The organism is Saccharothrix sabaoui (genome assembly GCF_051756985.1).
In the GTDB taxonomy this organism is placed as follows: Bacteria; Actinomycetota; Actinomycetes; order Mycobacteriales; family Pseudonocardiaceae; genus Actinosynnema.
Map to the genome: position 1 here is coordinate 22,099 of NZ_JBPKJK010000039.1, position 19,938 is coordinate 42,036.

General features: G+C 73.0%; 15 protein-coding genes and 1 pseudogene. 7 read left to right on the forward strand and 9 right to left on the reverse strand.

All coding sequences use genetic code 11. The features are described from left to right. Positions 1-265 precede the first annotated feature (265 nt). The 4 genes from ACR807_RS14770 to ACR807_RS14785 all read left to right on the forward strand — a co-directional run bounded on the left by ACR807_RS14770 (position 266) and on the right by ACR807_RS14785 (position 2,890). Positions 266-1,453, forward strand: a complete 1,188-nt coding sequence (locus ACR807_RS14770; RefSeq protein ID WP_438921870.1) for a serine hydrolase domain-containing protein — start codon at positions 266-268, stop codon at positions 1,451-1,453. A gap of 126 nt (positions 1,454-1,579) precedes the next feature. Continuing rightward, positions 1,580-1,852, forward strand: a complete 273-nt coding sequence (locus ACR807_RS14775; protein WP_438921871.1) for a hypothetical protein — start codon at positions 1,580-1,582, stop codon at positions 1,850-1,852. Further along, on the forward strand, positions 1,801-2,568 hold the full coding sequence (locus ACR807_RS14780; RefSeq protein WP_438921872.1) for a S8 family serine peptidase: 768 nt from the start codon (positions 1,801-1,803) through the stop codon (positions 2,566-2,568). Before ACR807_RS14775 ends, ACR807_RS14780 begins: the two co-directional genes overlap by 52 nt. A 238-nt stretch (positions 2,569-2,806) precedes the next feature. Continuing rightward, entirely contained in the window at positions 2,807-2,890 is an 84-nt protein-coding gene (locus ACR807_RS14785) for a hypothetical protein (RefSeq protein WP_438921902.1), read from the forward strand. 7 nt (positions 2,891-2,897) lie between these two features. Here ACR807_RS14785 and ACR807_RS14790 read toward each other — a convergent pair whose 3' ends face one another. Continuing rightward, the gene (locus ACR807_RS14790; RefSeq protein WP_438921873.1) at positions 2,898-5,930 is read right to left on the reverse strand and encodes a family 78 glycoside hydrolase catalytic domain; all 3,033 of its coding nucleotides are present in this window, start codon (positions 5,928-5,930) and stop codon (positions 2,898-2,900) included. A gap of 313 nt (positions 5,931-6,243) precedes the next feature. On the opposite strand from ACR807_RS14790, the pseudogene ACR807_RS14795 reads away from it, so the two are divergent. The 3 genes and pseudogenes from ACR807_RS14795 to ACR807_RS14805 all read left to right on the forward strand — a co-directional run. Further along, positions 6,244-7,692, forward strand: a pseudogene (locus ACR807_RS14795) (endo-1,4-beta-xylanase); the annotation flags it as partial. A 189-nt stretch (positions 7,693-7,881) separates the two neighbouring features. Then, entirely contained in the window at positions 7,882-8,271 is a 390-nt protein-coding gene (locus tag ACR807_RS14800; protein ID WP_438921903.1) for a cellulose binding domain-containing protein, read from the forward strand. Positions 8,272-9,366: 1,095 nt separating this feature from the next. After that, complete coding sequence (locus tag ACR807_RS14805; RefSeq protein ID WP_438921874.1) at positions 9,367-9,954, forward strand: LURP-one-related family protein; 588 nt, start codon at positions 9,367-9,369, stop codon at positions 9,952-9,954. A gap of 15 nt (positions 9,955-9,969) precedes the next feature. Here the strand turns inward: ACR807_RS14805 and ACR807_RS14810 are convergent, their stop codons facing one another. Genes ACR807_RS14810 through ACR807_RS14845 form a run of 8 tightly spaced genes read right to left on the reverse strand, consistent with a single transcriptional unit; the run spans position 9,970 to position 19,799 of the window. Then, positions 9,970-10,734: a hypothetical protein gene (locus ACR807_RS14810; protein ID WP_438921875.1), complete on the reverse strand. Its 765-nt coding sequence runs from the start codon at positions 10,732-10,734 to the stop codon at positions 9,970-9,972. Between the two features lie 27 nt (positions 10,735-10,761). Next, on the reverse strand, positions 10,762-12,924 hold the full coding sequence (locus ACR807_RS14815) for an MMPL family transporter (protein WP_438921876.1): 2,163 nt from the start codon (positions 12,922-12,924) through the stop codon (positions 10,762-10,764). Between the two features lie 48 nt (positions 12,925-12,972). Further along, positions 12,973-14,274 carry a hypothetical protein gene (locus tag ACR807_RS14820; RefSeq protein ID WP_438921877.1) on the reverse strand — a complete coding sequence of 434 codons (1,302 nt, stop codon included), beginning with the start codon at positions 14,272-14,274 and terminating at the stop codon, positions 12,973-12,975. Positions 14,275-14,310: 36 nt separating this feature from the next. After that, positions 14,311-15,240 carry a hypothetical protein gene (locus ACR807_RS14825; RefSeq protein WP_438921878.1) on the reverse strand — a complete coding sequence of 310 codons (930 nt, stop codon included), beginning with the start codon at positions 15,238-15,240 and terminating at the stop codon, positions 14,311-14,313. Positions 15,241-15,267: 27 nt separating this feature from the next. Continuing rightward, positions 15,268-15,768, reverse strand: a complete 501-nt coding sequence (locus ACR807_RS14830; protein WP_438921879.1) for a type II toxin-antitoxin system RatA family toxin — start codon at positions 15,766-15,768, stop codon at positions 15,268-15,270. A gap of 1 nt (position 15,769) precedes the next feature. Further along, on the reverse strand, positions 15,770-17,050 hold the full coding sequence (locus ACR807_RS14835; protein WP_438921880.1) for an aspartate aminotransferase family protein: 1,281 nt from the start codon (positions 17,048-17,050) through the stop codon (positions 15,770-15,772). Positions 17,051-17,067: 17 nt separating this feature from the next. After that, positions 17,068-18,198 carry an acyl-CoA dehydrogenase family protein gene (locus tag ACR807_RS14840; RefSeq protein ID WP_438921881.1) on the reverse strand — a complete coding sequence of 377 codons (1,131 nt, stop codon included), beginning with the start codon at positions 18,196-18,198 and terminating at the stop codon, positions 17,068-17,070. Continuing rightward, the gene (locus tag ACR807_RS14845) at positions 18,195-19,799 is read right to left on the reverse strand and encodes an aldehyde dehydrogenase family protein (RefSeq protein WP_438921882.1); all 1,605 of its coding nucleotides are present in this window, start codon (positions 19,797-19,799) and stop codon (positions 18,195-18,197) included. Before ACR807_RS14845 ends, ACR807_RS14840 begins: the two co-directional genes overlap by 4 nt. Positions 19,800-19,938: the final 139 nt, after the last annotated feature.

Here is a 19,938-nt window from a genome sequence, read left to right on the forward strand (position 1 = left end):
CTGACCACGCCAGGTTATCACGGAGTAACACAATGCTCTTGACCTGCGTCGACTGAATTCACCAAGCGAGACGCACGACCTTTCGACATTCGCTCTCCGCACTATTAGCGCCGACTGCGCGGCATCGCCGGGGACAAGCCTATTGGACACGGCCCCGCGCCGTCGCCATCCTCCGGGCTGATCCGGGCCTACCCCCGCGGGGGTAAGCGGAGTTGCCGTCCAGGGGCGACGACACGAGCCCGCGCCGCGCCTAGCTTTCGTTGTCATGAAACGACTTCTCGCCCCCCTGCTGGCCGCCGCGCTGACCGCGAGCCTGGTCGGCGCGGCGCACGCCGACCACCAGCGCCCCTCCACCCTCCAGCGGGACGCGGACGCCCTGCTCGCCCAGGGCGCGCCGGGGGTGCTGGTGGAACTGGACACCCCGCGCGGCGACGTGGACGTGCGCAGCGGCGTGGGCGACACGACGACCGGCAAACCCGTGCCGTGGAACGCGAAGTTCCGCATCGGCAGCTTCACCAAGACCTACGTCGCCGCGACCGTCCTGCAACTGGTCGGCGAGGGCAGGCTGTCGCTGGACGACACCGTCGAACGCTGGTTGCCGGGCGTCGTGCGGGGAAACGGCAACGACGGCGGCCGGATCACGGTGCGGATGCTGCTCCAGCACACCAGCGGCCTGCACAACTACGTGCTGCAACTGCCGTTCGTCTTCAAGGACCGCGAGTTCGAGGCCAACCGCTTCCGCACGGTCACCGCCGAGGAGGCCGTGTCCCTCGCCGTGCGGGTCGCGCCGGACTTCCCGCCGGGCGAGCGGTGGCTGTACTCCAACACCGGCTACGCGCTGGCGGGCATGATCATCGAGCGGGTGACGGGCCGCAGCTGGCAGCACGAGGTGCGCACGCGCATCCTCGACCCGCTGCGCCTGCGGGATACCCACCTGCCGCACACCTCGCCGTTCATCCCCCGACCGCATGCCACAGCGTACGAGCGCTTCCCCGAGAAGGGCCTGGAGGCCGACCCGGCGGACCCGCGCTACGGCGAGGCGATCGACGTCACCGTCTACAACCCGTCGTGGGGCGGCGCGGCGGGCGACATGATCAGCACCACCGACGACGGCAACCGCTTCCTCAAGGCCCTCATGGCGGGCCGGGTGCTGCGCCCGGCGCAGCTGGCCGAGATGAAGCGCACCGTCCCGGCGACCGCCTTCGAGCAGGGGTGGCCGGGCGTGCGGTACGGCCTGGGCCTGATGTTCATCCCCAACGAGTGCGGCGGCTACTGGTCGCACGGCGGTGACATCCCGGGCTTCAAGACCCGCAACGGCGTCACCGACGACGGCGCCCGCGCGGTCACCGTGTCCATCAACACCGACTCGATGGTCCCGACGCCGGGCACCGCGCCCGCGCCGCACGACCCGGTCGCCCCGCTGGTCGACCACGCCCTCTGCGGCACGCGCTAGCCGCGACGCCGGCCGCTGTCCGGAAGTGGCCGGCGGCCGGCCCCGGGCGTCCCCGCTGCCCACACTGGCGGCTTCACGGGAGCGGATCGGGGAGGTGCGCGGCGTGGGCGGGTGCCGGAGGGCTCGATGACGGCGTTCGGGGCGGTGGTGGCGCCGGCGACGGTCGCGGTGTTCCCGCAGGCGGGCGCGGCGTTCCCACAGGCGGGCGCGGCGTTCCCGCAGGCGGGCGCGCCCCCGGCGGGGGTGTGCCGCAACGCCGAGCCGGCGCGGCCGGTCGTCGCGCCGGTGCCGTGGGCGCAGCGGGTGCTGGCGCCGAGGTCGGTGTGGCCGCACAGCACGGGCGAGGGGTGCTGGTCGCCGTGGTCGACTCGGGCGTCGACACCGACCACCCGCAGCTGAGCAGGCCGGGGAAGGTGCCGGCGGGCCAGGACTTCGACCTCGTCGGCGACCTGCCGGGGAACTTCGACTGCGTGTCGCACGGCACGGCGGTGGCGAGCGTGATCGCGGCCGACCCGGTCGACGGCGTCGGGTTCGCGGGCCTCGCGCCCGGCGCGCGGGTCCTGCCGGTGCGGGTGACCGAGCGGGACGTCGCGGAGGGCGGCGGGTCGGCCGCGTTCGACCCCGTCGTGCTGGCGCGGGGCATCTGGTACGCGGCCGAGCAGGGCGCGGACATCGTCGCGGCGGCGCGGGCCGGCGGGCACGACGTGCGCAGCGGCACGAGCTTCGTCGCGCCGTTCGTGTCCGCGACGGCCGCCCTGGTGCGGGCGAGGTGGCCGGAGCTGACCGCGCCGCAGGTCGTCGCCCGCCTCCTGGCCACGGCCGGTCCGGCGCCGGGCGGTGTCGGCGACGCGTACGGCGCGGGCCTGGTGGACCCGTACCGCGCGGTGACCGAAGGGCTCGCGGTCGGCCCGCCCGCGCCGCTGCCCGAGGTGGTCGTGCCGCCGGAGGACCCGGCCCGGGTCGCCGCCGCCGCGTGGTGGGCGCGGCTCGGGATCTCCGTGCGCACGATGCGCCGCGTGGTGTCCGACCTGATGGACCGGCTCGGCGCGCGCAGCCGCTTCCAGGCAGGGGCCAAGGCCGCCGACCGCGGCCGGCTGGTGGACCGGGCCGGCTGACCGGAACACGCCGGCCGGAACACGCGGACCGGGGCGGGCCGACCGACGGGCCGCCCCGCCGGGGTTCCGCTACCGTCGCTCCTCGTGCGCGTACTGGTCACCGAGGACGACGACCTCCTGGTGGCCGTCGACGACTACCTGGTGAAGCCGTTCGCGGTGGTGGAGATGGTCGCCCGGGTGCGCAGCCTGTGCCGCCGCCTGGGACGCCGTCGTCCCGCCGAGGTCGAACGCCCTGGACGTGGTCGTCGCCCAGCTGCGCGACAAGCTCGGCCCGCCGCCGCTCGTGCGGACCGTGCGCGGGGTCGGCTACGCCCTGCCCTGAGCCGCGCTCACAGCCGCGACACGAACCGCCACCGGCCCGGCCCCACCCGGTACACCGCGAAGCCCGGCTCCTCGCCGGCCGCCTCCGCGCCGTCCTGCGCCGTCACCGCGCCCGGGTCGCCGGTCGGCACGTGCACCTCGGCCGTGGACCCGGACGGCACCACGGCGACCAGCTCCAGCACCGGGCCGCGGGTCGACCACTCGACCGACGCCTCGCCGCGCACGGTGGTGGTGGTCTTGCGCGCCCACGTGACGCCGACCCGCGCGTCGGGCCGGATCGTGAACGCCCGGTAGCCGTCGTCCCCCGGCCGCAGGCCCGCGACGTGCTCGTACAGCCACTGCACGACGCCGCCCTTGAAGAAGTGGTCGCGCGAGCGGGAGTGCTCCTCCCACATCTCCCACATGGTGTCGGCGCCGAGGTCGAACCAGAACCCCCAGCTCGGGTAGGTCCGCTGGGTGGCGACCGCGTGCGCCACCTCCGGGAAACCGTGGCGGGTCAGGGCCTGGAGCAGCACGCTGGTGCCCAGCGCGCCGGTGTCCAGGTGGTCGTCGCGGGCGCGCACGTCGTCCGCCAGCCCCTGCGCGACCGCGCCCTCCGCGCCCGGCGGCACCAGGCCGAACTCCAGCGCCAGGGCGTTGGACGTCTGGCTGTACCGCCCGTTCCACCCCGTGCGGTACCGCGCGCCGTCGAAGAACGCGGCGTTGACCGCGTCCCGGCACGAGTCGGCCACCGAGCGGTAGTGCGCGGCGGTGTCGTGCTCGCCCAGCAGGTCGCCCACCTCGGCCGCGCACAGCAGGGCGCGGTGCAGGTACGCCGTCGCGCTCAGCCGGGTGTCCTCCGGCGGCAGGCCGCCCGACCCCGGCGGCAGGTAGTCGCCCAGCCTGGTGGTCGCCAGGCCGCCCTCCAGCCGCGCGACCTCCCAGTCCAGGTAGCGGACGACGCCCGGCCAGTGGTCGGCCACGACCCGCTCGTCGCCGTAGTACCGGTGGAACTCGCGGACCAGGTACGGGTACACCGTGGTCCACTCCGGCGCGGGCGCGGCGTCGTCGGCGTAGCCGTAGCGGCCGGTCGGCACGACCACCGGCAGCCGACCGGCCTCGTCCTGGCTGTCGGCGAGGTCGCCGAGCCACTTGGCGAGGAACCGCTCCGCCGCGAACGCCTGCATCAGCACGCCCGCGCCCAGCTGCACGTCGCCCGTCCAGCCGTTCTTCTCGAACGTGGGCGTGTCGGTGAGGATGCCGTGCAGGTTGTTGAGCAGCGTCCGCCGCATCGCCCGCTCCAGCTGCTCGAAGAACGGCTCCGAGCAGCCGAACGACCCGATCGCGGGCACGTCGGTGTGCACGACCCGGCACACCAGCTCGCCGCGCCGGGGCGGCCGGGGCAGGCCGGTGACCTCGACGTACCGGAAACCCTTGTAGGAGAAGCGGGGTTCCCACGTCTCGGTCCCCCGGCCGGAGCAGGTGTACTCGTCGGTCTGGTGGCGGCCGGGCACCAGGGCGTTGCCGGTCGCGACGGTGCCGTCGTCGGTCAGCTGCTCGCCGTGGACCAGGCGGACGACGGTGCCGGCGGGCGCGCGGACGGTGAGCTTCGTCCAGCCCGCCGACGTGCGGCCGAAGTCGGCGACGTGGACGCCCGGGCGCGGTTGGGCGACCGACACCGGCAGGACGTCGCCCACCACCCGCACCGGCTGGTGGGCCTGCGCCCGGACCGCGCCCCGGGGCGGGTCGACGACCACCGCCGGGCGCCAGTCCCGGGGCACGTGCCGGGCGTCGTGGGACTCGCCCGCGTACAGCGAGTCGGTGCGGGTCGGGCCGTCCGCGACCCGCCACCCGGTGCCGGTGCCGATCGAGGTCTTGGTGCCGTCGCGGAAGGTCACCAGGAGCTGCGCCAGCAGCTTCGGCTCGGCGCGCCAGGTGGCGTGCTCGTGGCCCCACGCGGTCGGCGTGGTCAACCCGTAGAACCCGCGGCCCAGCGTCACCTCCAGCGCGTTCACGCCGGTGGTGAGCTGCCGGGTGACGTCGTGGGTGGCGTGCAGGACGGTCACGTCGTAGTCGGTGAAGCCGGGGTCGAGGACGTGGTCGCCGACGCGGGCCCCGTTCAGCCACGCGTCGTGGTAGGCCAGGCCGCACAGGTGCAGGCGGGCGCTCGCCACGGGCTTGGCGAGCCGGAACTCCCGGCGCAGGACCGGCGCGGGCGTCTCCACGACCACCGAGACGGCGTCGCCCCACGGCGGCGCGCCGTACGGGCCCAGCACCGCCGCGGGCGTCCACGACGAGTCGTCGAACCCGGGCTCGTGCCAGCCGGGCTGCTCGGTGTCGGCGGCCAGCCACCCCGGTCCGGTCACCAGCTCGTGCGCGGTGCCGTCGACGAGGTCGACCACCAGCCGCGCGATCAGCCCGGCGGGGTTGGGCCCGTCACCGCGGTTCGTGGTGGCCGCCGCGAGCACGACCCGGCCGCCCGCGCGGCGGACGTGCTCGGTGACCACCGCGCCGCGGCCGTGCTTCCAGGCGTCGACCCGCTCCTCGTTCCACAGCACCGGTTCGCCGTTCAGGTGCAGCACGAAGTCGTCGTCGCCGGTGGCGACCACGCGGGCGCGGGCCACGGCGCCGGGCACGTCGAGGGCCGCCCGGAACCAGCGCGTGCCGGGCGGGGAGAACTCCCCGTCGTGCGCCCAGACCCAGGACGCGGCCTCCAGGCCGGGGAACTCCCCGTCGCCCGCGCCGATCCACTCCGCGTCCCACGGCGTGCCGAGGAAAGCCGTTTCCCACCAGCGCTCCGCGCTCCACGCCGAGGGCCGGCCGCGCTGGTCCCACACCCGCACCCGCCAGTGGTAGCGGGTGTGCGGCGCGAGGGGCGGCCCGCCGTAGGGCACGCCGGTGGTCCGGTCGGACTCGACCTTGCCGGAGTCCCAGACCCCGCTCACCACGACCTGGTAGGCGGTCTGCCGCACGGACGGCCGCAGCACCCAGGACAGCCGGGGCGCGGCCACGTCCGTGCCGAGCAGGTTCTGCGCGTACTCGACCGCGGTCCGCTCCACCACGTGCAGTCCCCCCGGACGCCACCGGGCCCGACCTACGCCGGCGCGGGCCTCCCCGGCAGGCTACCCCCGCTCCACGCGGCGGTCGATGCGCCGAAGAGTGGTGACTTCAGCCCTCGCTACCGCAAGACATGAGCCGACACTTTCGTAAGTTGCGGAAGCGAGTTGACCTCTCTGTACCGGCATTTTGGCGTCTCTATAGGTGATTGCAAGTGCTTGACGACCTCCGACCAGGCCCTTAGTTTACGAAAGCGTCACCCGGTTCGATCGAAACTTTCGAATCGCCCTGTGCCGTGACGACACCTTGGAGGAAGTGATGTCCAGAACTGCTGTCACCGCCGCCGGCAGGCCGGCGCACCGGGGCGGGCCGAACCGCGCCGCGGTGGTGGCCGGCGTCGTCGGCCTGCTCGCCGCGACGGCCGTGGTGCTGCCGAGCATCGCCAGCGCCGGCACCACGCTGGCCGCGTCGGCCGCGGAGAAGGGCCGGTACTTCGGCACCGCGGTCGCGGCGAACAAGCTCTCGGACTCGACCTACGTGGGCATCCTGAACCGCGAGTTCGACATGGTCACGGCCGAGAACGAGATGAAGATGGACGCGACGGAACCCCAGCGCGGCCAGTTCAGCTACGGCAACGCCGACCGGATCGTCGACCAGGCGCGCGGCCAGGGCAAGCGGGTGCGCGGGCACGCCCTGGCGTGGCACTCGCAGCAGCCCGGCTGGATGCAGTCCATGGAGGGCTCCACGCTGCGCCAGGCGATGCTCAACCACGTCACCCAGGTCGCCACGTACTACCGGGGCAAGATCTACGCCTGGGACGTCGTCAACGAGGCGTTCGCGGACGGCAGCTCCGGCGGCCGGCGCGACTCCAACCTCCAGCGCACCGGCAACGACTGGATCGAGGCCGCGTTCCGCGCGGCGCGGGCGGCGGACCCGGGCGCGAAGCTCTGCTACAACGACTACAACACCGACAACTGGTCGCACGCCAAGACCCAGGGCGTCTACCGCATGGTGCAGGACTTCAAGTCGCGCGGCGTGCCCATCGACTGCGTCGGCTTCCAGGCCCACTTCAACAGCGGCAACCCGGTGCCGAGCAACTACCACACCACGTTGCAGAACTTCGCCGACCTCGGCGTGGACGTGCAGATCACCGAGCTGGACATCGAGGGCTCCGGTTCCAGCCAGGCCCAGCAGTACCAGGGCGTCGTGCAGGCGTGCCTCTCGGTCGCCCGCTGCACCGGCATCACCGTGTGGGGCATCCGCGACACCGACTCGTGGCGCGCCTCCGGCACCCCGCTGCTGTTCGACGGCAGCGGCAACAAGAAGGCCGCGTACACCTCGGTCCTCAACGCCCTCAACGCGGGCGGTGGCACGAACCCGACCACCACCACGACCACCACGACGGGCCAGCCGGCGCCCAACTGCCCCAACGGCTACGTGGGCCTGACCTACGACGACGGCCCCGGCACCAGCACCACGCAGCTGATCAACGCGCTGCGGTCGGCGGGCCTGCGGGCGACGTTCTTCAACCAGGGCAACAAGATCGGTGGCAACACCGCGCTGGTGCAGGCGCAGCGGCAGGTGGGCTGGGTCGGCAACCACAGCTGGTCCCACCCGCACATGACCCAGCTGAGCCAGGCGCAGATGACGTCGGAGATCTCCCAGACGCAGCAGGCGATCCAGCAGGCGACGGGCGAGGCGCCGAAGCTGTTCCGCCCGCCGTACGGCGAGACCAACGCCACGCTGAAGTCCGTGCAGGCGCAGTTCGGCCTCACCGAGGTGCTGTGGAGCGTCGACTCGCAGGACTGGAACGGCGCGAGCACGGCGGCCATCGTGCAGGCGGCGTCCACGCTCCAGAACGGCGGCGTGATCCTGATGCACGACGGCTACCAGACGACGCTCAACGCCGTCCCGCAGATCGCCGCGAACCTGGCGAGCCGCGGCCTGTGCGCGGGCATGATCTCCCCGTCGACCGGCCGCGCCGTCGCGCCCACCGACAACCCGGGTGGTCCCACGACCACCACGACCACGCAGCCGGGCGGCGGCTCCTGCACCGCCACCTACCGGACGTCCCAGCAGTGGGGCGACCGCTTCAACGGCGAGGTGACCGTGCGGGCGGGCTCGTCGGCGATCAGCAGCTGGACCGCCACCGTCTCGGTGACGTCGCCGCAGCGGGTGACGGCCACCTGGAGCGGCACGCCCAGCTGGGACGCGAGCGGCAACGTGATGACGGTGAAGCCCAGCGGCAACGGCAACCTCGCGGCCGGCGCGAGCACGACGTTCGGCTTCACCGTGATGGCCAACGGCCAGTGGGCGGCCCCGACCGTCTCCTGCGCCACCCCGTGAGGCCGCACCCCGTGGGGTGAGCCCCGCGAGGTGAGCCCCGCGAGACCCCCGACCCGCCGCGCTGTCCCGGTCGACGAGGACCGGTCAGCGCGGCGGGTCGGCCCGTCCCGGCCCCGCGAACCCCAGCCCTTCCGACCCCGGCCCCTCCAACCCCGGCCCCTCCGACCCGGCCCTGCGAACCTCAGCCCCTCGAACTGCAGCCCGGCGGCGCCGCCCACGCGGACGTGCTCGGCGGCGGAGACCTCCCCCGCCGAGGCGGCCTCGCCGAACGCGCCGGGGACGAGCCCCGCGGCCTGCTTCACGGACTCGACGGCCGGCCCGTGGGTCGGCCGGAACGCCGCCGCGAGCCGGCCGCCGAAGGTCTCCCCCTCGCCGGCGAGCACGCGCATCGCGCCCACCAGGTCGACGGGTTCCAGGGACACGTCGTCGCCCATCACCGGCCCCCTTCCGCCAGTCGCCGGTCCAGCTGGTGCAGGAACGGGTCGAACTCCACGTCGAACCCCTCCGGTGTCGCGCCCGGGTCCAGGAACGGGCGGGTGATGCCGAACGCCTGCCGCCGGCGTGGCCGCCATGTCCTTGCTGCCCAGCAGGCGGGTGCCGCTGTCGCGGTACTGGACGAACTCGCCGGCCGGGTAGTCGTCGCCCCGGTTGCGCACCTCGACCCGCTCCGGGTCCAGCACCACCGACACGTTCCCGTTGACCTGCCCGAACTCGCCCGGCAGGCCGCTGTTGAGCAGGTCGTAGTCGATGGACAGGCCGCCCGGGTCGGCCGCGCGCACCTCGAAGCTGTTGGGGACGTAGCCGTGGCCGACCCCGATCTCCCGGACGTCGACCACGATGTCGTCGACGGCCCACCCGCCCTCGATGGTGCTGGGCTGCACGGTGAGGCCGACCTCCCCGGTGCGGGTGTCCCAGGCGACCGCGAACCGGTGGCTCGCGTTCGGGTCGGTCGTGGGTCCCCGGTCGTCGCCGTGGCCGCCGCCGACCCGCCCGGCGCCGTCGACGGCGGCCAGCGCGCCGGCCGGTTCAGGCCAAAGGTGATCTTCACTCGGTCGGGTGAGAGACTGCGGTCACCACCGGAGTCAGGGGACGGCCATGCACCCACAGTCGATGAACGTGCTGCACATGCACCAGAAGGTCACCTTGATGGTGAACCGCTACGAGGTCTTCGCCGACAACGGCGGCGAGCCGGGTCACCTCGTGGCGTTCGTCGAGCAGAAGCGGATGGCCTTCAAGGAGCAGGTGACGATCTTCACCGACTCCGGCAAGGGGCAGGTGCTGGCGGGCTTCCGCGCGCGCAAGGTCATCGACCTGGGCAGCGGCTACGACGTGACCGACGGCGACGGCCGGTCCATCGGCTCGTTCCGCAAGGACTTCGGCAAGTCCCTGACCAACTCCACCTGGCACCTGGACCAGCCGGGCGCGCCGACGGCCACCGGGCGGGAGCGCAACGCGGGCATCGCGATCCTGCGCCGGGTGTGGGGCTTCCTGCCGTTCGTCAACAACGTCCCGTTCCCGTTCCGCTTCCACTTCGACTTCGCCCGCGGCGGGCAGCCGGTGTTCAGCGTGGAGAAGAAGACCTGGGTGCGCGACCACTACCTGATCACGATCGCCGACCCGCACGTGGACCGCCGCCTGGTGATCGCGCAGGCCGTCGCCGTGGACGCGCTCCAGTCGAGGTGAGCCGGGCCCGGCCCGCTACCGCGCCACGCGGCCCACGCGGAACTCGTTGCCGTGGTAGCAGGCCAGGACCGCGTCCATCATGGCGTTGCAGAACCGCCGGTAGGCGCTCTCGGTGACCAGGGTCTTGAACCAGGTCCACCGGTCCACCCGGGTCAGCGCCATCAGCGGCGGCACCGGGAAGTTCTGGCACGCCAGGAACGCCACCCTGGTGCCCCGGCCGTCGGCGGTGCGGGTGAACGAGGTGTACCCGTCGTCGCACACCGCCGAGCCGTTCGGGCTGTGCACGGTGAGCATCCACACCCGCTGCTCGTCGGGGCCGTAGTCGACCTTCTCCAGCTTGTAGACGTCGAGGTCGTCCTTGCCGAAGTACGCGGCGTAGTTCGGCTGCGGCAGGGCGACCACGCGCACGCCCTGGTGCACGGACCGGCCCTGCCCGTCCCGCGCCACCACGCGGGTCGTGACGCCGAGGGAGTCCCGGTAGAACCGCCCGACGTGGCTGATGTCGACCCGGGAGGTGAAGTCCTCGAACGGCACGTCGAACGTGCGCTCGCCGTAGAACAGCACGGTGTCGCCCTGGTGCACCCAGCGCATCCCGCGCCGGTCGAGCGGCACCTGCGCGAGCTGCCGCTCGACGTCCTCCAGCTGCGGGATGATCTTCTCGTAGTCGGCCTCGTGGTACAGCCCGAGGTCGATGTCGAAGGACGGCTCCACCCGGTCCACCGTGGGCTTGGCGAAGACGATCCGCGTCGCGCGGGCGACGGCCGAGAGCACTGAAGGCACGGTGCCGGGACCTTTCGTGAGTGGGTGTCAGGACAGGTCGTCGGAGGGCGCGCGGCCACCCACGACCTCGGGCAGGCGTTCCCCGACCGGCGGCGCGGGACGCCGCCCGGAACCCGGGAACCACCAGTTCCAGCGGCCCATGAGCTGCATGCTCGCGGGCACCAGGACGCCGCGGACCACCGTGGCGTCGATCAGCACGGCGAACGCCAGGCCCACGCCGAGCTGCTTGAGCGGCGTCACGTCCGAGAGCGCGAACCCGAAGAACACCGCGATCATGATGGCCGCGGCGCTGCTGATCACGCGGCCGGTGCGCGCCACGCCGTCGATGATCGAGGCGGTGTTGTCGCGCGTCTCCGCGTACCGCTCGGCGATCCGGGAGATGAGGATGACCTCGTAGTCCGTGGACAGCGCGATGACGATGGCGACGATGGTGATGGGCACGATCGGGTGCAGGTCGGCGGGGTCGGACCAGCCGATCAGCGACGCGCCCAGCTCGGTGGTCGACAGCAGCAGCAGGCCGCCGGTGCTCGCGCCCAGCGACACCACCACGAGCAGGACCGCCTTGATCGGCAGCACGATCGACCGCATGGCGACCACGAGCAGCAGCAGCACCAGCCCGAGCAGCACGGCCAGCATCAGCGGCAGGCTCGCGAACAGCGCGTCGGTGGCGTCGACGCGCATGGCGGTCTCGCCGCCCACGTCGTAGGAGACGCCGTCGAGCCGCCCGCGCAGGTCGCCGTCGCGCAGGCTGCGCACGAGGTCGTGGGTGCGGTCGTCGGACGGGCTGTGCTCGGTCGCGACGCTCACCCGGTAGACGTCCGGGCGGTCCAGCGCGACGGGCACGGCCGCGCGCACCCCCGGCGCGTCCGACAGCACCTGCGCCACCCGCTCGGCCTGGGTGCGCGCCGTCCCGGCGGTCGCCCGCACGACGACCTCCACGGGCGAGATCACGCCCGCCCCGTAGGCGTCGGCGGCGGTCTCGGTCGCCTGCCGCACCTGCGAGTCCGGCGGCATCGCGCTCGCGGACGGCAGGTCGACCCGGTCGGCCAGGTCCAGCGCGGGCACGCAGAACAACGCCAGCAGCACGGTCGCGCCGACCAGCCAGCGGCCGGGCCGGTCGGTCACCCGCTTGCCCCAGCGGGCCCAGGAACCGGACAGCTCGGCGTCCACGACCACGGCCCCGCCGGACTCGACCAGCCGCTGCCGGTCCTTCTTGCGCAGGATGCGCAGGCCCAGCATCCGCAGCACGATCGGGGCGCCGAAGAGGGCGGCCACGATCGCCGCCACCGTCACCAGGATCATGCCGAGCCCCGCGGTGCGGATCGCCCGCGAGTCGACCAGGAACATGGTCGCCTCGGCCACCACGACGGTGAGCCCGGACCAGGCGATGGCCGTGCCGGTGGTGCGCATGGCGTTCCGGATGGCGTCGTCCACGCCCACCCCGCGCAGCACCGACTCGCGCACCCGCTGCACGAGGAACATCGCGTAGTCGACGGCGAGCGCGAGGCCCACCATCGACGCCGCGTTCGTCACGTACTCCGAGAACGGGATGCCGTACGCCAGCGCGCCCGCCGCGCCCAGCCCGCCGACCAGCGCGGACAGGCCGATGACGAGCGGTACGACGGTCGCCCACAGCGCGCCGAAGGTGAGCAGCAGGACGACCAGGACGATGGGCAGGCCCACCTGCTCGGCCCGCAACAGGTCGCTGCGGGAGAGCTGGACCAGCTCCTCGCGGTGGGCGCCGTAGCCGCCGAGGAACACCTCGCCGCCCTCGGCGGTCAGCCCGGCGTCGAGCAGCTCGTTCGCCACGTCGATCGAGCCGTCCACGCCGCCCTCGGCGGAGATGCCCAGGACCGCGATCGGCCCGGACCCCGCCGCGGGCGGCGGCAGCGGCAGCGGCGCGACCTCGCGGACCCCCTCGGTGGCCGAGATGGCCGAGGTGATCGGCTCCAGCGCCGCCGCGCCGCCCTCCGCCGGCCGGCCGGTCACCACCACGAACAGCGACGGCACGCCGTTGGCGCCCAGCTCGCGCGCCACCGCCTCGGCCTGGCTGGACCCCGACGCCTCGCCGCCGGGCACGGCGCGGCCCTCCAGCCCGAGGGCGAAGAACCCGCCGACGACGGCCAGCAGCACCCAGCCGACCAGGACGAGCTTGCTGTTCCGGAAGAGGAAGTCGGTGAGGCGGTCCAACGGGACTCCTGGTTCGGGCGGGCGGTTTCGCTGGTGCCGTGCGGTCCGCTAGCGGGGGCGGACCTTGGTGCGCGCCCGCGGTTGCCGCTGCGGGCGCGCGGGCGGGGCCGCCGGCGCCGGTGGTTCCTTCGCCGCCGCCGGCGGGCTGATCAGCGTGCTGTGGTGGAAGCCGAGCCGGGGATCGCTCCACCAGCGCAGGCCGTTGTCGAACTCCTGCAGCTCCGGCATGCGCACCCGGAGCCGGACGGTGTTCTCCGGGTAGTCGTACACGGTGATCTGGTTGAGCCCCCGGTTGGCGGTGAACAGCAGGGACTGGTCGGCGGAGAGCTGGCAGGCGTACACCGAGTCCACCATCGCACCCCGGGCCACCCGCAGCGCGCGCAGGTAGTGGTGGCTCTGCGTGAGGGCGGAGCCGCGGCTGAAGGTGTCCACGAGGGTGCGCGCCACCTGGCGGCCCGCGCGCAGCTGCGCCCGCAGGTTCGGCCGCTCGTCGAGCACCCGGAACGACGTGAAGCTCGCCAGGTCGATCATGACGATGGTGCCGCTGGCGCCGTTGCAGTAGATCAGCTCGCGGTCGGAGATGCACACGTCCGAGTTGATGTGCGCGGGCGTGTCGTGACCGGCCGACCAGTGCCGCAGCACCTGGCCGGTCTCCGCGTCGATCTCGAACGCGTACTCCTTGAACTGGGCGATGCTCCACTCGTGCCAGTCGCGCCCGTCCTGCGGCCGGACCCGGAACGACAGCGCGTAGAAGCGGTCCTCGGAGGGGTGGGCGACGACGTGCCAGCAGGTCGCGGGCAGCTCCACCCGGCGCGCGGTGCGGGTGTGCAGGTCGAAGATGCCGACCTCGCACGCCTCACCGCGCCCGGGGTGGTCCATGCCGCCGTAGACCAGGTACCGCCCCGACGCCGTGGTCTTCATGGCGTGCGGGAGCTTCACCCCGTGGTCGCCCAGCCGCTCGGCCTTGTCCAGCCGCTGGAGGTCGGTCATCCACAGGCCGTCGCCCATGGCGGCGACGGCCTGCGTGTCGTTGATCCAGGCGACGTGCGTGCTGCCCTTGATGGACGAGTCGGTCGGCTCGAACCGGAGGGTGGAGATCCGCTGGACCTCCTCGGCCGTCGCGGTGTCGTAGAACATCAGGTGCTGGCCGGTGCTGCCGAGGAAGCCGACCCGCCGGTCCGGGCTCACGCTGACCGCGTGGCCGCCCGCCATCCCGTCGTAGTACTCGACGTCGTAGGCGTACCGACCGGTCGCGGGGTCGTACCGGAAGATGCAGACCCCGGCCCGTCCCTCCAACCCGTTGAGGCCGTTGCCGTCGAGAGCGATGTGGAACGCGTACGGGTACTCCATCAGGACCCCTCCTCTCTCGTCGCCGGTGGGAGTCGCTCAGCGGCGCTTCTTCGCCCGGCGGCTGCGGTTTCGCAGGAAGAGGGCGGTGGCGGCGGCGGCGGCCAGGGCGCCGACGACGCGCTTGGACGACCCCTTGCCCCGGTTGGGGCGGCCGATCCCGATCTCCTGGCCCTCGTAGCGGGAGATGATGTTGTCGACCGTGTCGTTCCAGAAGTTCATGTACGCGGACTCGGTGAGCATGGTGCGGAACCACACCCAGCGGTCCAGCCGCAGGGCCACCATGACGCGCGGGCGCGGGAACGCCTGGCGGGCCACGAACACGATGTCGGTGCCGCCGCCCGCGGCGCGGCGGAAGCCGAGGTAGCCGTCGTCGGCCGAGGTGGACGCGTTGGGGCTGCACACGGTCCGCATCCAGTTGCGGACCTCGTCCTTCTCGTAGGTCATGTGCTCCAGCTTGTAGACGTCCAGCTCGTCCTTGCCGAGGAACGCCGTGTAGCGCGGCTGGGCCAGCGCGGCGATCCGCTCGACCTGGAGCGTCGGCCGGCCGGCCGCGTCGCGCTGGAGGACCTGGGTGTTGATGCCCAGCACGTCCCGGAAGCAGTCGCCGACGCGGCTGACGTCCACGCGGGAGACGAACTCGTCGTAGTCCATCTCGAAGTGGCGGATGCCGTAGAACAGCACCGCGTCGTCCTCGTGGATCCAGCGGACGCCGTCGCCGTTGAGCGGCACGTCCTCCAGCAGCTTCTGCCAGCGCTCGGCGGAGTCGGTGTCGTAGTGGAACTCCGGCGAGCGGAACTCGTCCAGGTTCAGCTTCACCGGCAGCCGCTTGCGCGACAGCGTGGACGGGGCCAGCGAGATCTGGCCGGCGCGGAACAGCTGCCCGGGCGACAGGTCGGTCAGCAGCTTGCCCTCGGGCACCGTGTTCGGCGCGGCGTGGGCGTGGTAGAGGTCGCGGGCGTTGCCCATGGTCTCACTCCTCCTGGGGTTGGTCGGTCAGACGCCGGCGACGGCCTGGGGCCGGCGGATCTCGCGTTGCGGGACGACGGTGCCCTCGGGGAACTGCACGGCGTCGCCGAAGAGGCCGAGCAGGATCAGCTGCACGACGTCGGTCAGCACGCGCTCGGCGACCGGCTCGACGATGCTGGCCAGCGACGGCACGCCGAAGTCGAAGTCGGCGATGAGCGCCGTCTTCACGCCCTCGGGCGTGGGTTCGAGCACCCAGCCGCCGTGGAACTCGTCGAAGTCGCCGTCGGTCTGGTTGAAGTCGAGCCGCAGTTCGTCGCGGCGGAACCAGTCGTCCTCGGTCCACTGGAGCAGGCCGTTGCGGAACTCGACGACCCAGTGGCTGCGGGCGGTGCCGTCGCCCGGCCGGTCCATCTCGACCGAGCGGACGACGTCCACCAGTTCGGCGTAGTGGCGGAAGTCCGCCAGGGTGTCGAAGACGGTGCCGGCGTCGACACCGCGGACGAGGGCGTGGATCTCTACGTGGCGCACGTCAGCTTGCTCCTGTGGAATCGGCGGTGGGGTAGCGCGCCGAGAGCTCGGCGCAGGCGCCGTCGAACGCGGAGACCAGGAAGTCGACGTCGTCGTCGGTCATCACCGCGGGCGGCGTGAACCGGAGCACGGCACCGGCGTTGAGCGAGTAGTTCACGATCAGGTGGCGGTCGACCATCTCGGCCAGCAGCGCGCCGGCCAGGCCGGGGCCGCGCATGTCGACGCCGATGAGCAGGCCGACGCCGCGGACCTCGCGGACCAGGTGCGGGCAGCGCCGGTCGACGACCTCCCGCATGGCGGTGATCAGCACGTCGCCCAGCACGGCCGCGCGCCGGACCAGCCCGTCCTGCTCGACGGCCTCCACGGCGGCGCGGGCGGCGGCCATCGCGATGGGCGCGCCGGAGAACGTCGACGTGTGGATGAACGGGTCCTTGGCGAACGCCTTGAACACCGAGGGCGTGGCGACCATCGCCGACACCGGGACGATCCCGCCGGACAGGCCCTTGCCCACCAGCATGATGTCCGGCGTCACGCCCTCGCGGTCCGCGCCCCACCACGTGCCGAGCCGGCCCATGCCGGTCTGGATCTCGTCGAGGACCATCAGCGCGCCGTGCTGGTCGCAGATGGCCCGAACGTCGCGCAGGTAGCCCTCGGGCGGCACGACCACGCCGCCCTCGCCCTGGATCGGCTCCAGCACGACGCACGCCTCCGGCCCGGTCGCCAGCTCGGCGGCGAGGGCGTCGGCGTCGCCGAACGGCACGTGGCTGGTGTCGGGCAGCAGCGGGCGGAACGGGTCCTGGTACAGGTCGTTGGCGGTGACGGAGAGCGCGCCGAGCGTCTTGCCGTGGTAGCCGTTGGTCGTGGAGACCAGGCGGCGCCTGCCCAGCGTGCGGGCGAGCTTGATCGCGGCCTCGGTGGCCTCGGTGCCGGAACCCGCGAAGTGCACGTGCGCGAGCCCGTCCGGCAGGACCCGGCCCAGCGCCTCGGCGGCCCGGGCGGCCTCCGGCTCCAGCAGGATGCGGGAGGCGATCGGGTTGGACCTGATCTGCCGGATGACGGCCTCTTCGACGTGCGGGTGCCGGGCGCCGTGGATGAAGACGCCGTAGCCGCCCGCGTTGAGGTAGCGCCCGCCGTCCGAGGTCTCGATCCACGCGCCGCGCGAGGCCACCTCCATCTGCGTGCCGAAGACCTCGGAGATCTTGGCCCGGCCGCGCGAGAGGTGGCGGCGGTAGAGGTCGAGGACCCCCTGGTAGTCGAGCCCCTGCTCGACGGTGGCTGTCACGGTTGCTCCTCCGGTCTTCAGTCGATGACGACCGGACGGCCGGCGAACCACCCGAGGAGGGCGTCGGCCGAGCTGTTCCGGGACGGTGGGTGGAAGCCGATCGCGTGCACGGCGGCGGACAGGTAGGCGACCTCGGACGAGCCGACGTACGCCATGCCGCCCAGCAGCTCGACCGCCTTCGCCGCGGTGGACCGGACGGTGTCGGCGACGGTGAACCGGGTGATCAGGGCGCGGGCCAGGCCGTCGTTGCCGCCGTCGCCGTCGTCGAGGTTGCGGGCCGCGCCGTCGAGCGCCAGGGCCGCGCCCTCGACGGCCATGCCGAGCCCGAGGCGCTCGTGCGCGGAGCCCTTGCCGGCGAGCAGGACCCGTTCGACGAGGTTCATCGCGACGCCGAGGTAGCAGGCGGTCACCAGCAGCTCGAACCAGACGAAGCCGAGCGTCTGGAGGTCGTCCAGCTCGCCGTCCAGGCCGGTCCGCAGCTCGACGATGAGGTCCGGGTGGACCTCGACGTCCTCCAGGACGACCGAGTCGGACTCCGCGCCGGCCAGCGCGAACGACCCCCAGAAGGGGGTGACGGTGATGCCGGGCGCGGCGGCGGGGATCAGCGCGATGCCCGTCCGGGTGCCCTCCTCCGGGTGCTCCAGCAGGACGCTCGCGGTGAGCAGGTCCATCGACCGCGACAGGCTGCACGGCTGCTTGCGGCCGCTGACCCGCCAGTTCGCGCCGTCCCAGACGCCCTTCATGGTCGGCGCGAGGATGCTCGACGAGGTGCGGCCCTCGGCGAACCCGGACGCCATGAGCCGCTGGTCGCGGGCCACGCCGTCGAGCAGCATCCACTCCAGGCCGGTGCTGGACCCGGCCAGCGCGACCAGGCTGGCCACCGAGAACTGGTGCATCGTGGTGGCGACCGCCAGCGACGGCGAGCGCGCGCCGATCGCGCGGGTGACCCGGACGGCGTCCACCGCGGTCGCGCCGCCGCCGCCGTGCACGGTGGGGATGAGCAGCCCCGCGCCGCCGGCCGAGCGGTACAGGCCGACGCCGGGGCCGCCCGGCGCCTCCAGCTCCGCGAACGGGATGGACGCGAGCTTGCCGTCCAGGCCGGGCAGGTAGCGGTCGCAGGTCTCGCGCTCGGTGCTCAGCAGCCTCATCGCCCGACCTCCGCCGACGCCGCCGACTCGAACACCGCGACGCGCGGCTGCACGCCCTCGGCGATGCTGATGCCCTGCAGGTGCGACGTGCGCAGCAGCGGGTAGTTCAGCTCGCCGAACGGGCCGCCGGTCAGGCCGGTGCCGCCGTGCGTCGACAGGCACGGCACGAAGCCGATGTGCGAGTCGTTGACCTTGAGCAGGCCACCGTTGGTCACCCGGGCCGCCACCGCCTCGATCACGTCGGGGTCGGTCGCCCACAGCGAGTTGCGCAGGCCGTACTTGTTGCCGTTCAGGAAGGTGATCACCTCGTCGAGCAGGGTGCCGTCGTCGGCCGACGGCACGACGACCGGGAGCAGCGGGAAGAACGTCTCCTCGCGGACCGCCGCCAGGTCGCGCGCCCCGGCGAGGCCGTCGACGCGCAGCACGGTGGGCGCGAGGAACGGGCCGGTCTCGGACACGGCGCCGTCCAGCTCGACGCGGTGGCCGCCGGTGACGACGGTCGCGCCCGCGGCGGTGGCCTCGTTGAGGTAGTTGAAGTAGTCGTCGGTCCGCATGACCGGCGACAGCAGCACCTCGGGGTCCTCCGGGTAGCCCGGCCGGATCTTCGCGGCGAGGCTGGCCAGCCGCGCCAGCAGCCGGTCGGCGACCTCGGGGTGCACGACGGCGTACTTGGGCACCATGCAGATCTGCCCGGAGCCGAAGAAGCTCTCGGTGAGCGCCTCGGCGGCCAGGTCGAGGTCGGCGTCCTTCCAGACCACGCAGCCGTCGTTGCCGGCCAGCTCCAGCACGGGCTTCTTGCCGCGCGCCACGGCGTCCTGGCCGAGCTGGATGCCGCGCTCGCTGCCGCCGAAGAAGAAGATGTCGTCGACCAGCGGGCTCTCCAGCCACTGGTTCATGATCTTGTTGGGCATCCCGCAGACGAGGCTGAGCGTGCCGGGGGGCGCGCCGAGCTCGTCCAGGATCGGGGCGACGATCTCGCGCCACACGAACATCACGCCGTAGGGCGAGCTGCGCGGCGCCTTCACGACCAGCGAGTTGCCCGCGACCAGGGCGGGGACGCCGAGGACCGAGTTGGACGCGGCCGCGTTCTGCGGCGGGCTGAGCACCACGACGCCGTCGGGCTTGCGCACCAGCACCAGTCGGCGCGGGCCGATCCGGTGCTCCTCGCGCATCTGCCTGCGCCACAGGTCGAGCGTCTCCGGCGCGGTGCCCTGGAGGACACCGGCGATCTCCCACTCGGCCAGCCGGCGCGGGTGCCCCTCGGCGACCAGGACGTCGACGAACTCCTCGCGCCGCCGCAGCACCTCCTCGTGCACCCGCTCGCCGAGCCGCATGCGGGTCTCCAGCGGGAACGCGCCCCACGCCGGCGCGGCCTCCTTGGCGCGCACGAGGGCTTCCTGGAGGTGGGCGTCGCTCGTCAGCGCACAGCGGGCCGCGATGGCGGGGTGCGAGTCGCCGTCGTCGCGCTTGCCCCGTTCGAGTTCCCGCTTCACCTTCAGGTTCGGCAGGAAGTCGTCCAGGAGCGCGGACGCCCGGACCGTGTAGACCCAGGATTCGGAGGGAACATCTGCACCGGCAATATAGGACCCGTATGAACGCATGACAAAGAGACCCCCATCCGGTAGCGCCACTCCACAAACGTAAGACCAGCCTGCCGGTCGAGCGGGCGGTCCTTCAATTGGACTTTGGTCCAATTCGGGTGGCGACAGTGTCGAAAAACATCGGCACCGCGGCGGTCCG

Excerpts from the sequence above, each read along its gene's own strand:
- ACR807_RS14770 (WP_438921870.1), top strand. The coding sequence starts at position 266 with ATGAAACGACTTCTCGCCCCCCTGCTGGCCGCCGCGCTGACCGCGAGC.
- ACR807_RS14775 (WP_438921871.1), top strand. The coding sequence starts at position 1,580 with ATGACGGCGTTCGGGGCGGTGGTGGCGCCGGCGACGGTCGCGGTGTTC.
- ACR807_RS14800 (WP_438921903.1), top strand. The coding sequence starts at position 7,882 with ATGATCTCCCCGTCGACCGGCCGCGCCGTCGCGCCCACCGACAACCCG.
- ACR807_RS14805 (WP_438921874.1), top strand. The coding sequence starts at position 9,367 with ATGCACCCACAGTCGATGAACGTGCTGCACATGCACCAGAAGGTCACC.
- ACR807_RS14820 (WP_438921877.1), bottom strand. The coding sequence starts at position 14,274 with ATGGAGTACCCGTACGCGTTCCACATCGCTCTCGACGGCAACGGCCTC.
- ACR807_RS14825 (WP_438921878.1), bottom strand. The coding sequence starts at position 15,240 with ATGGGCAACGCCCGCGACCTCTACCACGCCCACGCCGCGCCGAACACG.
- ACR807_RS14840 (WP_438921881.1), bottom strand. The coding sequence starts at position 18,198 with ATGAGGCTGCTGAGCACCGAGCGCGAGACCTGCGACCGCTACCTGCCC.
- ACR807_RS14845 (WP_438921882.1), bottom strand. The coding sequence starts at position 19,799 with ATGCGTTCATACGGGTCCTATATTGCCGGTGCAGATGTTCCCTCCGAA.